This is a genomic window from Mycobacterium sp. (assembly GCF_019243155.1).
GTDB lineage: Bacteria > Actinomycetota > Actinomycetes > Mycobacteriales > Mycobacteriaceae > Mycobacterium.
In genome coordinates, this window is sequence record NZ_JAFAUS010000055.1 from 1 (window position 1) to 14900 (window position 14900).

A 14900-nucleotide genomic window follows, 5' to 3' on the forward strand; every position below is an offset into this window, starting at 1 on the left:
CTACACGCTGAAGACGTTCGACGGGAAGCGCTACCTGGAGCGCTTCGAGGACCGCGTGGTCATGGTCGCGCTGACGCTGGCCGCCGGCGACACGATCCTGGCCGAGAAGCTCGTCGACGAGATCATTGACGGCCGCTTCCAGCCGGCAACCCCGACGTTTCTGAACTCGGGCAAGAAGCAGCGCGGCGAGCCGGTGAGCTGTTTTCTGCTGCGCATTGAAGACAACATGGAGTCGATCGGTCGCTCCATCAACTCGGCGCTGCAGCTGTCCAAGCGTGGTGGGGGAGTCGCGTTGCTGCTCAGCAACATTCGCGAGCACGGCGCCCCGATCAAGAACATCGAGAACCAGAGTTCGGGTGTCATCCCGATCATGAAGCTGCTCGAGGACTCGTTCTCCTACGCCAACCAGCTCGGAGCCCGTCAGGGCGCGGGCGCGGTGTACCTGCACGCGCACCACCCGGACATCTACCGGTTCCTCGACACCAAGCGCGAGAACGCCGACGAGAAGATCCGCATCAAGACGCTGAGCCTGGGTGTGGTGATTCCCGACATCACCTTCGAGCTGGCCAAAAAGAACGAGGACATGTACCTGTTCTCGCCGTACGACGTCGAGCGGGTCTACGGTCTGCCGTTCGCCGACATCTCGGTGACCGAGAAGTACTACGAGATGGTCGACGACGCGCGCATCCGCAAGACGAAGATCAAGGCGCGCGAGTTCTTCCAGACGCTCGCGGAGCTGCAGTTCGAGTCGGGCTACCCCTACATCATGTTCGAGGACACGGTGAACCGGGCCAACCCGATCGACGGAAAGATCACCCACTCCAACCTGTGCTCGGAGATCCTGCAGGTGTCCACGCCGTCGGTCTTCAACGAAGACTTGTCCTACGCCAAAGTGGGCAAGGATATTTCGTGCAACCTGGGGTCGCTGAACATCGCCAAGACGATGGATTCGCCGGACTTCGCCCAGACCATCGAGGTGGCGATCCGGGCGCTGACGGCGGTGAGCGATCAGACGCACATCTGGTCGGTGCCCTCAATCGAGCAGGGCAACAACGAGTCTCACGCGATCGGCCTCGGCCAGATGAACCTGCACGGCTACCTGGCACGCGAGCGGATTCTGTACGGCTCCGAAGAAGGCGTCGACTTCACCAACATTTACTTCTATACCGTGCTCTACCACGCGCTGCGCGCGTCGAATCGCATCGCGATCGAGCGGGGTAGCAAGTTCGGCGGCTTCGAGAAGTCGAAGTACGCGTCGGGCGAGTTCTTCGACAAGTACACCGAGCAGCCGTGGGAGCCGGCCACCCCGCGGATCAGGGAGCTCTTCGCCGAGGCGGGCATTCGCATTCCGACGCAAGAGGATTGGCAGCGACTCAAGGAGTCGGTGCAGCAGCACGGCATCTACAACCAGAACCTGCAGGCCGTGCCGCCGACGGGGTCGATCAGCTACATCAACTACTCGACCAGCTCGATTCACCCGGTGGCGAGCAAGATCGAGATCCGCAAGGAAGGCAAGATCGGGCGCGTCTACTACCCGGCGCCGTACCTCACCAACGACAACCTGGAGTACTACCAGGACGCGTACGAGATCGGGTACGAGAAGATCATCGACACCTATGCCGCGGCCACCCAGCATGTGGACCAAGGGCTTTCGCTGACGCTGTTCTTCAAGGACACCGCCACCACCCGCGAGGTGAACAAGGCGCAGATCTACGCCTGGCGCAAGGGGATCAAGACGCTCTACTACATCCGGCTACGCCAGATGGCTTTGGAGGGCACCGAAGTCGAAGGCTGCGTCTCCTGCATGCTGTAGGCCTGCGCGCCGGATCGCTGTCCGCGCAGTTCGCCCAGGTCAGCGACCGCGACCGGGTAAGGTGCTTGAGGTGGTGAGAATGCCTCGGCCCACTCGACCCCACCCCAGCGCCAAGCCTGGGGCCAAGGTCGACGCGCGCAGCGAACGCTGGCGCGAGCACCGCAAGAAGGTTCGCGGTGAAATCGTCGACGCCGCGTTCCGGGCCATCGACCGGCTCGGTCCGGAGCTGAGCGTGCGCGAAATCGCCGAAGAGGCCGGCACCGCCAAACCGAAGATCTACCGGCACTTTCACGACAAGTCGGATCTGTTCCAGGCGATCGGCGAGCGGCTACGCGACATGCTGTGGGCGGCCATCTTCCCGTCGCTCAACCTGAGTACCGACTCGGCGCGCGAGGTGATCCGGCGCAGCGTCGCGGAGTACGTCAACCTCGTCGACCAGCATCCCAACGTGCTGCGGGTGTTCATCGAGGGCCGTTCGTCAGCCACCCCGGAGATCCTCAACGAAGGCCGCGGGATCACCCTGGCGATGGCCGACCTGTTCGACCAGGAACTGCGCGAGATGGAGCTGGACCACGCGGCGATCGAACTCGCCGGTCACGCGGCCTTCGGATCGGCGGCCTCGGCCACCGAATGGTGGTTGGGCCCCGAACCCGACAGTCCCCGCCGCATGCCGCGCGACCAGTTCGTCAACCACCTGACGACGATCATGATGGGGGTCCTCGTCGGCACCGCCGAGGCCCTGGGCATCACCATGGACCCCGACCAGCCGATTCACAACGTGATGCCGAGCAATCCCGCTGCCAGCTAACGCGACCGCGTTGACATCGCCCCAGCTGTCGATAACACTCGTCCCAACCGATACCCTGGGTACTGGGTATTCGCGTCAGCTCGGCGTCAACGGCTGAAGGTGCGTCGGCTACGCCGCCCGACACCGGCCTTGAGTAGGAAGACCACGATGACCACTGCTATCACTCAGCCCGAAGCCACCGCGCAGCAGCCGGTACACACCCGGGCCCTTATCATCGGCACCGGATTCTCCGGTCTGGGCATGGCGATCGCGCTGCAGAGGAAGGGCGTGGACTTCGTCATCCTGGAGAAGGCCGGCGACGTCGGCGGCACCTGGCGGGACAACAGTTACCCGGGCTGCGCCTGCGACATTCCGTCGCACCTCTACTCGTTTTCGTTCGAGCCCAAACCGGACTGGAAGAACCCGTTCTCCTATCAGCCCGAGATCTGGGACTACCTCAAGGGAGTCACCGAAAAGTACGGGCTGCGCCGCTACATCGTATTCAATTCGCTTGTCGATCGTGCCCATTGGGACGACGCCGAGCACCGCTGGCATGTGTTCACCGCCGACGGCCGCGAATACGTCGCGCAGTTTCTGATCTCGGGCGCGGGCGCCCTCCACATCCCGTCCACCCCCGACATCGAGGGCCGTGACGAATTCCAGGGCCCCGCTTTCCATTCCGCGGAGTGGGACCACACCGTCGACCTCACCGGCAAGCGCGTGGCGATGATCGGAACCGGCGCGAGCGCCATTCAGATCGTTCCCGAGATCGTCGGGCAGGTCGCCGAGCTTCAGCTCTACCAGCGCACGCCGCCGTGGGTGGTGCCGCGCTCCAACCCCGAGCTCCCGGTGGCGCTGCGTCGCGCCATGGCGAACGTCCCCGGGCTGCGCGCGCTGGTGCGCCTCGCGATCTACTGGGGTCAGGAGGCGCTGGCGTTCGGCATGACCAAGCGGCCGAACGCGCTGAAATTCATCGAGGCCTACGCGAAGTACAACATCCGCCGCTCGGTCAAGGACCGGGAACTGCGTCGCAAGCTGACCCCGAAGTATCGCATCGGCTGCAAGCGAATCCTTAACTCCTCCACCTATTACGGCGCGGTGGCAGACCCGAAGACCGAAGTGATCACCGACGGCATCGCGCGCATCACCCCCACCGGGATCGTCACCGCCGACGGCACCGAGCGGCCGGTCGATGTGATCGTGTTCGGTACCGGCTTTCACGTCACCGACTCCTACACCTACGTCCAGATCAAGGGACAGAAGGGCGAGGACCTGGTGGACCGGTGGAACCGCGAGGGCATCGGGGCCCACCGCGGCATCACCATCGCCGACGTGCCCAACCTGTTCTTCCTGCTGGGACCCAACACCGGGCTGGGACACAACTCGGTGGTGTTCATGATCGAATCCCAGATCCGCTACGTTGCCGACGCGATCGAGAAGTGCGACCGGTTGGACGCCCAGGCGTTGGCCCCGACTCGCGCCGCGCAGGACAAGTTCAACGACGAGTTGCAGCGCAGGCTGGGCCCGTCGGTGTGGAACAGCGGCGGCTGCAGCAGCTGGTACCTGGACGAGCATGGCAAGAACACCGTGCTGTGGGGCGGCTACACGTGGGAGTACTGGCGTGCAACCCGTTCGGTCAAACCGTCGGAGTACCAGTTCTACGGCGTCGGCACCGGTGCGCGCACCGGTCGCATCAAAGCGGCTGCGTCCTAACCCTTTTCGCTACCATCGGCGGCCCGCAAGAGGTCGGTGAAGACCTTCGCCGCCGCGTTGACGCCGGTCTCGTCATCGGTGGCCACGAGGTCGAGCAGCAGGCCACGCGCGATGGCCAGTCCGAGCCGCACCTTAGCCCGGTCGATCGGGCCGCCGGCGACAGTTTCGACCTCGGCAAGCCAGCCGTCGACGGCGCCGGGCACCATCCGGGCAAACGGCTTCTCGCCCTGGGCGGCGCGGGCATAGCACTCGAAGAAGAGCCGTTCCAGCCGGCGAAGCTCGGGCCGGCGCAGGTCGTCCCACATCGCGGCGAAGCTGTCGGCCGGATTCTTCGGCAGCTCGGTCAGCAGCCCCATCTGGCGCCGCTCGACCTCCTCGACGACGGCCAAGAGTAGGTCCTCACGGGACCCGAAGTGATGCAACAACATTCGATGGCTGGTGCCAACAGCCGCCGCCACGTCGCGCAGCGAGCGGTCGCCGATGCCCCCGGCCGCGAACTCCTCGATCAGGGCGTCGAGCAACTCCCGACGCCGTTGCGAGTCAGTCAGGAGTGTGCCCCGTCGGCGCGGCTGAGCTGCTCAGACCGGGCCTTGAGGCCTCTGGCCTCCAGCTCGAGGAAGCGCTTCGACTTCTTGACCATCATCTTGCCGACGAGCGCGCCGAGCCAACCGCCCTGGTCCAATTCCTGGCGCACCAGAGTGCGGCCGCCGGGTTGAGGGGTCACATAGTGGCGCGCGACGACGTTCACGCCGGGGGAGCGCTGCACCCAGGTCCATGACGAGCCCGGATCGATCTCGGTGACCTGCCATTTCAGCTTCTGCATGCCGGGTTGCTTGATCGCGAATCGCCTGCCGAGGGCCAGCGTCGAACCATCCAGTCCGGCAAGCGATGTCACCGAGGCAGTCCACTCGGGCCAGCCCTCGACATTGCTGAAGACGTCCCACACTAGCTGCGGCGGCGCGTCGATCTCGATACTGTCCTTAGTGAGCATGTACCAAATGGTACATGATGTGTTGCCTTCTGAACAGGCCCATCCGATGGTGGTGACCTGTTTCGCCCGGCGTCGCCGCGGTGCCGTCAACCACTACCTCGAGACTCAAACCGGTTCGGGCATCACGCAATTCGTGCCGCCGCTCACCGATGATGCGCCATCACGATCATGGACGGCAAACAGACCCTGGCCGCCGCCGGCCGAATACCCACCGATCCAGGCGGTGCGTTGACCGCGATCCGCACCGATCCCGCAGCGACGTGACCTCCCGCCATGCGCGGTACTCCGTGGGAGTCATTTCCTGCCCCCACGCAGTGGTGATCGGCACGTTTCGGTCCAGATAGTCAGCTTCTGCGGACCGCCATGCCTTGACGTATAGATAAAACGGGATCGCAGCATGGATGTGATGGACCAGGTGATAGTTCTGATACATCAACAACAGACACAGAACGCGCTCCCAGCCGACCCGAACTCGCGTGACCCGAAATCGATTGGTCTTTATGGTGACAAGGTCGTGATGAGGCAGCCAGTCAAACCACCACGCGAGAAGGCCCATGCCGAGCCGCTGCGGGATGAAATAGATGAGCACCAACTCTGGCCCGTGGCCGAGAATCAGCATGGTCGTCACGAAGGCAAGGGCCATCGAGAGGTGGACCGCGAACCCCAGGACCTCCTTGCGCGGGCGGCGATGCAGGCGCACTAGGTAAAAGCGGCAGTACCAGGCATCGATCGTCAACCAGCGCAACGGCAGTTGCCATCGCGGGCCTGTGATGCTCCATGCGTCCGGATCGTCGTAGATACTCTCGTTGGTGTTGCGATGGTGCGCGAGATGCGTATAGGCGAGCATAGGAAATGTGCCGAACAACGAGACGAACGGCATCGACAAGCGGCCGAAAACCTGGTTAACCCAATTTGGCCGACCGACAGTGTGGTGAATCGATTCGTGTAACACGGTGAACATGGAAAACGTTACGAGACTTTGGACGACGATGGTGACCACCAGCCACCAGCGACTCACTCCGTAGAGAACCGCTGCCGTCGCCGTCCACCACGCGACAAACGAGCCCAGCCAGACCAGCACGGTCGGCAGGGCAATGCTCGGCCGCGCGAACCTGGGAGGGGGGAAGCCTCGCGGGATTGCAGCCAACTCTGCAGTGTCGAGTGATTTTCGCTCGTCGGCGCCAGGCATCTCGACTGTTGTCACCACAGCCCCCGGCTAGGAACCCGAGGCCGAGGCACGGCATAAAAAGCCATTTGGTACCACCCTTGTTTCGACTTTGCTTGTAATACATATTTGAGTGACAACTCTTTGTCGATTTCACATGTAGGTTTGTTAGCAACGCAGCGTGCGACTCAATTAAGCGGGCAGCGGGCGCTGCCCGATTAACTGCGGCTGTGACTTCGGCGTCGGTTAGTTTCGGCCAGAGTGGTCCGGCCGTTGAGGATGGCCTTTTACGCGGTTTCCGTTAGACGCGCTCTCAACCTACTTGCAGCGCAGTCTTAGTCGAGTGCCTAGCCTGAGATGGTTACCAGGGTAGATATTGCAGGGTTCCTCGTCGGAAAGCAGCGTTCACTTGGACTTCCACATCGTTGCTCTCTGGTGCGCCCTCCGGTAGTTAAAGTTATTAGCTTTCCTGGCCTCAAGTTCTTAGCTTCGGGTGACTCGGACTTTCTGCTAGTCAAAAGGTAGGGGATCGAAAGTCGGCCTTTTCATACGGCTTCCGATACCGCGAGTTCGGGGCTCCACGCATGCGCGCAAGTTTTTCCGCTTTTCAATACCGTCATAAGTTTTCCGCCCAAATCGGCCGAGACCGATCTGACGGAAGAAAGCCGAACATGACTCATGAGATTCGCCAGAACGTTCAGCTTGTAGTGCGGTTCCAGCTGCGGGCTCACCGGAGCAGGACGTATCGCAATGGGTATTGTTTCGTGATACCTCATGCCCAGCACAAACGCTCTCTTGGAGCTGGCGCTCAGCATGAATGGCTCGTCGCCCTTGTCGAGGTTTCGGAGCATGAGGAGCGGGATATCGCTTACCCAGAGAGGTTCGGCAGGTTTATTGCGATCCGTATGGGTGCCGATTGGATTTTTCGGATGAGTCCAAGCGATCGTCAGGCCGGCGGCTATGAGCTCAAGTCTCATTTTCTGCCGCCACACTTCGCCTTCGGTGGCGATTGCTTCAGAGAAATTTTCTTCATTCTGATATGCGACCCCGACGACCAGATAACGGTCCGGCTGCCTAGCGTGAAATTCACGCAGCTCTGCTATCGTCCGGAAAAATTCTTCCTCGTCCAGGAGCAGGTCGCTTGTATCATAGAAGAACTGGCGCTTTTCCAGCATCGTCTCGGTGAATGGACAATGAGCTTTTCGGCCGTCGCCCTGGACAAGAAAATCAAGGTACCGTTGTATTACCGTGACCCAGGCGTCAGTGTGATGGCCCAGTTCAGTGAATACATAGTCCGATCGTCGTGTCATCGACACATCTCCCCCACGGCAAAACTCGATTCCCGCGTCCTACCGCCAACTGCGCTTACATTGATCGCCCGAGATCAGGCGCATCGCTGGCAGTAAATCCCCTCCATCTCAAGATGAGCTTAACGCCGACGCGGGCGGCAGGGTGCCCGTTTGCTCAAACAAGCTGTCGATCCGATCGAGCAGCACTGGGGCCAGTTCGCCATGGTGGTTGTAGACGGCCGCCGAGTGCCTTCAAAGCAGCGTGGATCGCATGGCTTTATTCGGCCCCAGCCCGGCCGGGGCAAGGTTCGCGGGGGCGCGGGCTGCGCTCGTTCGCGATCAGCGCTGCGGACATGTCGCGCGCCCGCATCTCCAGTCGATCACCAGCTCGTTCGGCGTCAGGAAACTCTCCTCCGGAACCGGTTCGTGCTTCGATCTCGGTCTCAATTCGCTTGCTCACCAGTCGAGTTCGAATATCGGAGCGGGCTGCCGGAGGGCCTCAGCCAAAGGAGCCGATGTTCTTCACGGCACACCCGAAGCAACGGTGCGAGCCCTGCGAGCTCATGCCGACTGGTACAGCAGCTTTCGTTTCGGTGAACGGTGAAGGGCAACATGGCCTGTCGCCGACGTTCGCCGATGATCCAGCTCGGCAGCGAGTGCTCCTACGGGGATGTCGGAGAGGAATTGGCCGGACATTCGGCCGAACAGCCTGCGCGACGGGCGGTTGATGGGTTTTGATCGGTAATCACCGGGGGTACGAGCGTGATGAGTGAGCTTTGGGGGAGTCGGTGGGACGTGATGGCCTGGCGCTACCGCTGACACGCGGACAGTTAGACATCTGGCTCGCGCAGGAATCGGGCTATGCCGGTACGGAGTGGCAGCTCGGTCTGTTGATAAAAATCGAGGGCACGATAGACCGTGATGTCCTCGAGCGGGCGATCCGCCAAACGGTCGCGGAGGCCGAACCGAGCAGAGTTTCGTTCTTCGAGATTGATGGCCAGGTGATACAGAAGCCGATCAATGACGCGCATGTCGAGCTCGAGTTCGATGACCTGGTCGGCTCACCCGATCCCGTCCGGGAAGTCCACCGGAGGGCCTCCTGCATCCAGCGGACGCCAATGGCGTTGAGCGGCCAGTTACTCAAATTCGCGCTGTTCCAGACGCAGGCCGAGGAATTCTATTTGTTCGGCTGCTGCCACCACATTGTTCTAGACGGCTTGGGCATGGCGCTGATGTCGCGGCGGGTGGCAACCGTCTATTCGGCAATCGCTGCTGAAACGCCTGTTCCTGACGCCTATTTCGGCTCGGCGCGGGACTTGGTTGATCTCGAGTTGGGATACGAAGCGTCCACCGATTATCTGGAAGACGAAGCGTACTGGATTAAGAACCTGCCGCCGGAAGGCGGACAGGATTATCAACTGCCCAACACCACGGTCGACCAAGACCCCGGTGGGCCGCCGGTGTCAGTTGAGTTGGATGCTTTCGCCGTCGGCCGCATGCATCAACTGTCCAAAAAGCTGCGCATCCGTCGCTATTCGGTGACCACCGCGGCGTGCGCGCTATTGGTGCATGCATGGTCGGGAAGCGGTTCAGAGGTGGCGCTGGATTTCCCAGTCAGCCGGCGGGTGCGTCCGGAGTCGAAGACGCTCCCGGGGATGCTCGCCGGAGTTGTGCCGCTGGTCTTGCAGACGTCACCGGAAACAACGGTCGCCCATTTCTGTCAGCACGTCGACACAAAGATACGGGAATTGTTGAAGCATCAGCGATTTCCGGTGCACCAGCTCGACGGCGAAGGCGGCTCTCTCAACCTGGCACAGGCAGCGAATAGGGTGGGCATCAATTTCATCCCGTCCCGACTCACCCTGACTCTCGGTGGCGCTCCGGCAACCGCGACATACACCAACAACGGCCCCGCCGATCACTTCGGGCTCTTCTTCATTGGGTCGAGTGACCAGTTGTTCCTCAGCACGGCGGGCCACGGACAGCCGTTCGCGAGCTTTGACGTCTCCTACCTGGCGGGACGTCTGCAGCAGGTGCTGGTGGAAATGACTGCCGATCCTCAGCGGCCGATCTCCTCGATCGAACTCCTCGATAAGGATGAGAACGCCCGGCTTGATGGGTGGTCGCACCGCGCCGTGTTAGCCCAGCCGGTAACCGCGCCGGTGTCGATTCCGATGGCGTTCACCGAGCATGCCGAGCGCACCCCTGAGGCGGCAGCGGTGACGTTTGCTGACCAAGCCATGACGTATCGGGGACTCGACGAAGCCGCGAACCGGTTGGCGCATCTTCTGGCCGGACACGGGATTGGCCCGGGGCAGTGTGTGGCGCTGGTGTTTCCCCGCTGCGCCGACGCGATCGTGGCGATGCTGGCGGTGCTCAAAACCGGGGCGGCTTACGTGCCGGTCGACCCGGCGCACTCGTCGGCGCGGATGGAGTTCGTGCTCGCCGATGCCGCTCCGAGTGCGGTGATCACCACGGCCGAGCTGCGTTCACGGCTCCACGCTTCCGACCTCCTGGTCGTCGATGCTCACGATCCCGCCATCAAGACCCAACCCAGCACCCCACTCCCAACACCGGCCCCCGACAACGTCGCGTACATCATCTACACCTCGGGGACCACCGGGACACCCAAAGGCGTAGCCATCACACACCATAACGTCACGTGGCTGATCGATGCGCTCGACGAGCGCCTGCCGCCAGGCGGGGTGTGGGCGCAGTGCTACTCCTCGGCCTTCGACTTATCGGTGTGGGATATCTGGGGTGCGCTGCTGCGGGGTAGGCGACTGCTGGTGGTGCCCGAGTCGGTGGCCGGCTCCCCGGACGATCTGCACGCGTTGCTGGTCGCGGAGAAGGTCAGCGTGCTGACTCAGATTCCGTCGTCAGTGGCGCTGCTTTCACCGGAGGGGCTGGAGTCGACGGCGTTGGTGGTGGGCGGTGAGGCCTGCCCGACCGACGTGGTGGATCGGTGGGCGGCACCCGGCCGGGTGATGATCAATGCCTACGGCCCTACCGAGGCCACGGTGTGTGCGTCGATGAGTACGCCGCTGACGCCGGGGCAGGGTCTGGTGCCGATTGGGTCGCCGATACCCGGAGCGGCAATGTTCGTGCTGGACAAGTGGCTGCAGCCGGTGCCGGCAGGGGTGGTCGGTGATCTGTACCTGGCCGGGCGCGGTGTGGGCCTCGGATACGTGCGGCGTGCTGGTTTGACCGCGTCGCGGTTTGTCGCATGCCCGTTTGGTGAGCCCGGGATACGCATGTATCGCACCGGCGACCTGGTGTGCTGGGGTGCGGACGGGCAGCTGCGGCATTTGGGCCGCGCCGACGAGCAGGTCAAGATCCGCGGGTACCGCGTCGAACTCGGTGAAATCCAGGTAGCCCTGGCTGCGCTGGATGGGGTGGACCAGGCGGCGGTCGTCGCCCGCGAGGACCGTCCCGGCACCAAGCGGTTGGTGGGTTACATCACCGGTACCGCCGACCCAGCCGAGATCCGCGCGGCGCTGGCTGATCGGCTCCCCGCCTACATGGTCCCCGCCGCGGTGGTGGTGCTGCCGGCGATTCCGTTGACGGTCAACGGAAAACTTGACAAGCGCGCCTTGCCCGCACCCGAATTCACCGCCGGTGAGTACCGGGCCCCGGCCGACGCGGTCGAGAAAATCCTGGCCGACATTTTCGCCCAAGTACTCGGGATCGAGCGCGTCGGGGCCGATGACTCGTTCTTCGACCTCGGCGGCGACAGCATCATGTCGATGCAGGTGGTGGCCCGCGCACGGGCGGCCGGCGTAATGTGCCGTCCGCGTGACATTTTCGTCGAACAGACGGTGGGGCGCCTTGCCCGGGTCGCGACGGTGGCCGATGACGAGGCCCGCGTCATCGACGAGGGGGTCGGACCGGTGGTGGCCACCCCGATCATCCGCTCGCTGCACCGCGTCGATGGCCCGATCGACGAGTTCAACCAGACCGTGGTGGTCGGCGCCCCGGCCGGCGTGACCAAGGCCGACGTGGCGGTCGTCCTGCAAGCGTTGCTCGATCGCCATGCCACTTTGCGGCTGCGCGTCGACGATGACGGCGCCGGCGGCTGGTCGCTCGAGGCACCCGAAGCCGGGTCGGTGGATGCGCGCGCATGCCTGCATACCGTCGATGTGCTGTCGGATGAGGCGCTGGTGCGTGCCCGGTCGAGGTTGAATCCGGCGGCAGGTCTGATGCTGAGCGCGATATGGGCGACGTCCGCCGGCCAGCTGGCATTGATCGTTCATCACCTGGCTGTAGACGGGGTGTCGTGGCGAATCTTGTTGGTGGACATCAACATTGCCTGGGCCCAGCATCACAATGGGCAGCCGGTGGCATTGCCGACGGGCGGGACGTCGTTTGCGCGGTGGTCGGAGCTGCTGGCCGGGCATGCGCGCCGCGACGAGGTAGTGGCGCACGCCGAGACCTGGCGACAGGTGGCGGCAATACCGGCTGCGCTGCCGGCGGTGCAACCCGACGCGGACACCTATCAATCCGCCGGCCAGTTGTCGGTATCGCTGGATGTTGGGACCACCCGCCAGCTGCTGGGCGAGGTGCCGGCCGCGTTTCACGCCGGTGTCGGCGACATCCTGCTGGTTGCATTCGGTTTGGCGTTCGCGGAGTTTCTCGGCACCGCCGCGGGTGTGCCGATCGGAATCGACGTCGAGGGACATGGGCGCCACGAAGAGCTGGCTCCCGATGTGGACTTGTCGCGCACGGTGGGCTGGTTCACCGCCAAGTACCCGGTCGCGTTGACGGTCAGTGGCCGGCCGTGGGCGCAGGTGGTCGCGGGTGAGGCCACATTGGGTGCTCTGATCAAGGACGCCAAGGAGCAGCTGCGCGCCTTGCCCGACGGCCTGACCTACGGCCTGCTGCGCTACCTCAACGCCGAGACGGACCTGGGCGGGCCGGACCCGACGATCGGGTTCAACTACCTGGGTCGTCTCAGTGCGGGCGCCGACCTGCCCGGCGAGCTGTGGCGGATCAACGAGGACAGTCTGTCGTTTGCGGGTGTGGCTGCCGCCGTGCCCCTGCCGTTGGCGCACACCGTGGAGCTCAATGCCGGCACCATAGACACGGAGACCGGGCCGCATCTACAGGCCAACTGGACCTGGGCGCCTTCAGCGCTGAATGTCGAGCAGGTCAGCCGGCTGAGCCAGTTGTGGTTTGAGGCTCTGGCCGGGATCTGCGCGCACGTGAAAGCCGGTGGGGGCGGGCTCACTCCGTCCGACATCGCCCCGGCCCAGCTCAGCCGGCAGCAGATCGACGAACTCTGCTCGAAGGGCGACGTCGTGGACGTGCTGCCGCTGACCCCGGTGCAGCAGGGTCTGCTGTTCCACACGAGCTTCGCGCCGGGTTTGGACGACCTGTACACCGTGCAGCTCGGTGTCGCGATCAACGGCGCCCTCGATGTGCATCGACTGCGCGAGGCTGTGCAGACGGTCGTCAATCGGCATCCAAACCTGGTGGCCCGGTTCTGCGAAGACTTCGGTGAGCCGGTGCAGGTAATCCCGGCCAACCCGGTAATCGGTTGGCAGGAAGTTGAATTGGAGCCCGTTGGCGGCGACGCCGATCAGCAGATTGAGCGACTATGTGCGGCCGAGCGCGCCGCGGTGTGCGACCTTGCTAGCAAGCCGACGTTTCGGGTGGCGTTGATTCGCACCGCAGAAGACCGGCACCGGTTGGTGCTTACCATTCACCACATCGTGGCGGACGGCTGGTCGCTGCCGATCCTAATGAAGGAGATGTTCGGCAGCTACTACGGCGAACGGCTGCCCGCGGCGCCGTCGTACCGCAGCTTTGTCACCTGGCTCGATAGGCAGGATCGCGTTGTCGCACAAGGGGTTTGGCGCGGCGTGATGGCGAGTTTCGAGATTCCGACACTGGTGGGCAAGCCTGGCCAGGTAGGGCGACGCGATGTCGCGTTCTTCCAGGTGTCCGCCGAGACCACCGCGGGTCTGACCGAGCTGGCCCGCACCTGCCACACGACTGTGAGCACCGTGCTGCAGGGCGCCTGGGCGCAGCTGCTGATGTGGCTGACCGGCCAGCACGATGTGGCGTTCGGAACCGCGGTCTCGGGTCGGCCGACGGAGTTGGCGGGCTCGGAATCGATTGTGGGCCTGCTGATCAACACGGTGCCGGTGCGTGCCGACACCACCATCAGGACCACTGTCGCGGATCTGCTGGAGCAGTTGCAGCGCGTCCACAACGACACCCTCGAGTACGAGCACCTGCCTCTGCCCGAGATTCACCGCGTCACCGGTCACGATCAGCTGTTCGACACGCTCTTCGTGTACGAGAACTATCCGATCGACGCCGACGCCCTGCTGGGCGCCCAGGACCTGACGATTACCGCGTTCGACAGCCGCGAATTCAACCATTACCCACTCTCAGTAGTGGCGACGCCGGGCCACCTACTGAGACTGCGCGTCGAATTCGACTCGGATGCATTTGACCGTGCCGGCATTGACGCGCTGATCGACCGGCTGCAGAGGGTCCTGGTAGCAATGATCGCCGATCCCGTAAGGCGGGTGTCGTCGATCGATCTACTCGACCCAGGTGAGCACGACCGCCTCGACAAGTGGGGCAACCGGGCGATGCTGGCCGAGCCGGAGATGTCCGCGGTCTCCATCCCTGAATTGTTCGCCGCTCAGGTGGTCCGCGCCCCAGAGGCTGTGGCAATCGGCTATGGGGATCGGTCGTGGACTTACCGCGAGGTAGATGATTCCGCTAGTCGCTTGGCGCACTTGCTGATTTCTCACGGTGCGGGCCCGGGGGCGCGGGTGGGGCTGTTGCTTCCGCGTACGCCCGAGGCGGTGGTGGCGATCCTGGCGGTGTTGAAGAGCGGTGCGGCGTATGTGCCGGTGGACCCGACGGTGCCGAGGGCGCGGATGGAGTTCGTGCTGGGTGATTCGGCGCCGATCGCGGTGGTCACCACCGCCGACGTGCGGTCCCGGCTGGACGGCATGGCGCTGCCGGTCATCGACATCGATGATCCGGCGATAAGCACTCAGCCCGACACCGCGTTGCCGGCACCGGCCGCCGATGACATCGCTTACATCATCTACACCTCGGGGACCACCGGGACGCCCAAAGGTGTTGCGGTGCCGCACCGTAACGTCACGCAGCTGCTGGAC

General features: G+C 63.6%; 8 protein-coding genes. 4 read left to right on the plus strand and 4 right to left on the minus strand.

Going from position 1 to position 14900, the window contains the following annotated elements; genetic code table 11:
* The 3 genes from nrdE to JOZ00_RS02900 form a co-directional block, all read left to right on the plus strand.
* Positions 1–1813: class 1b ribonucleoside-diphosphate reductase subunit alpha (nrdE, locus tag JOZ00_RS02890; RefSeq protein WP_293339359.1), on the plus strand; the 1813-nt coding region annotated here is incomplete at its 5' end.
* A 70-nt stretch (positions 1814–1883) separates the two neighbouring features.
* Entirely contained in the window at positions 1884–2621 is a 738-nt protein-coding gene (locus tag JOZ00_RS02895) for a TetR/AcrR family transcriptional regulator (protein WP_293339362.1), read from the plus strand.
* Positions 2622–2768: 147 nt separating this feature from the next.
* Positions 2769–4313 (plus strand): NAD(P)/FAD-dependent oxidoreductase, encoded by a 1545-nt coding sequence (locus JOZ00_RS02900; RefSeq protein WP_293339369.1) that lies wholly within the window; start codon positions 2769–2771, stop codon positions 4311–4313.
* On the opposite strand, the gene JOZ00_RS02905 is transcribed toward JOZ00_RS02900, so the two are convergent.
* The 4 genes from JOZ00_RS02905 to JOZ00_RS02920 all read right to left on the minus strand — a co-directional run bounded on the left by JOZ00_RS02905 (position 4310) and on the right by JOZ00_RS02920 (position 7779).
* A complete protein-coding gene (locus JOZ00_RS02905) occupies positions 4310–4861 on the minus strand; it encodes a TetR/AcrR family transcriptional regulator (RefSeq protein WP_293339384.1) in 552 nt (183 codons plus the stop codon). The genes JOZ00_RS02900 and JOZ00_RS02905 overlap by 4 nt on opposite strands.
* On the minus strand, positions 4858–5304 hold the full coding sequence (locus JOZ00_RS02910; RefSeq protein WP_293339372.1) for an SRPBCC family protein: 447 nt from the start codon (positions 5302–5304) through the stop codon (positions 4858–4860). Before JOZ00_RS02910 ends, JOZ00_RS02905 begins: the two co-directional genes overlap by 4 nt.
* Positions 5305–5470: 166 nt before the next feature.
* Entirely contained in the window at positions 5471–6508 is a 1038-nt protein-coding gene (locus JOZ00_RS02915) for a fatty acid desaturase (protein ID WP_293339375.1), read from the minus strand.
* A 506-nt stretch (positions 6509–7014) separates the two neighbouring features.
* Positions 7015–7779, minus strand: a complete 765-nt coding sequence (locus tag JOZ00_RS02920; protein ID WP_293339378.1) for a 1-aminocyclopropane-1-carboxylate synthase — start codon at positions 7777–7779, stop codon at positions 7015–7017.
* Between the two features lie 767 nt (positions 7780–8546).
* On the opposite strand from JOZ00_RS02920, the gene JOZ00_RS02925 reads away from it, so the two are divergent.
* Positions 8547–14900: non-ribosomal peptide synthetase (locus JOZ00_RS02925; RefSeq protein ID WP_293339381.1), on the plus strand; the 6354-nt coding region annotated here is incomplete at its 3' end.

Bases quoted from the DNA above. Each gene is read 5' to 3' on its own strand.
- JOZ00_RS02900 (WP_293339369.1), top strand. From the start codon at position 2,769: ATGACCACTGCTATCACTCAGCCCGAAGCCACCGCGCAGCAGCCGGTA.
- JOZ00_RS02910 (WP_293339372.1), bottom strand. From the start codon at position 5,304: ATGCTCACTAAGGACAGTATCGAGATCGACGCGCCGCCGCAGCTAGTG.
- JOZ00_RS02920 (WP_293339378.1), bottom strand. From the start codon at position 7,779: ATGACACGACGATCGGACTATGTATTCACTGAACTGGGCCATCACACT.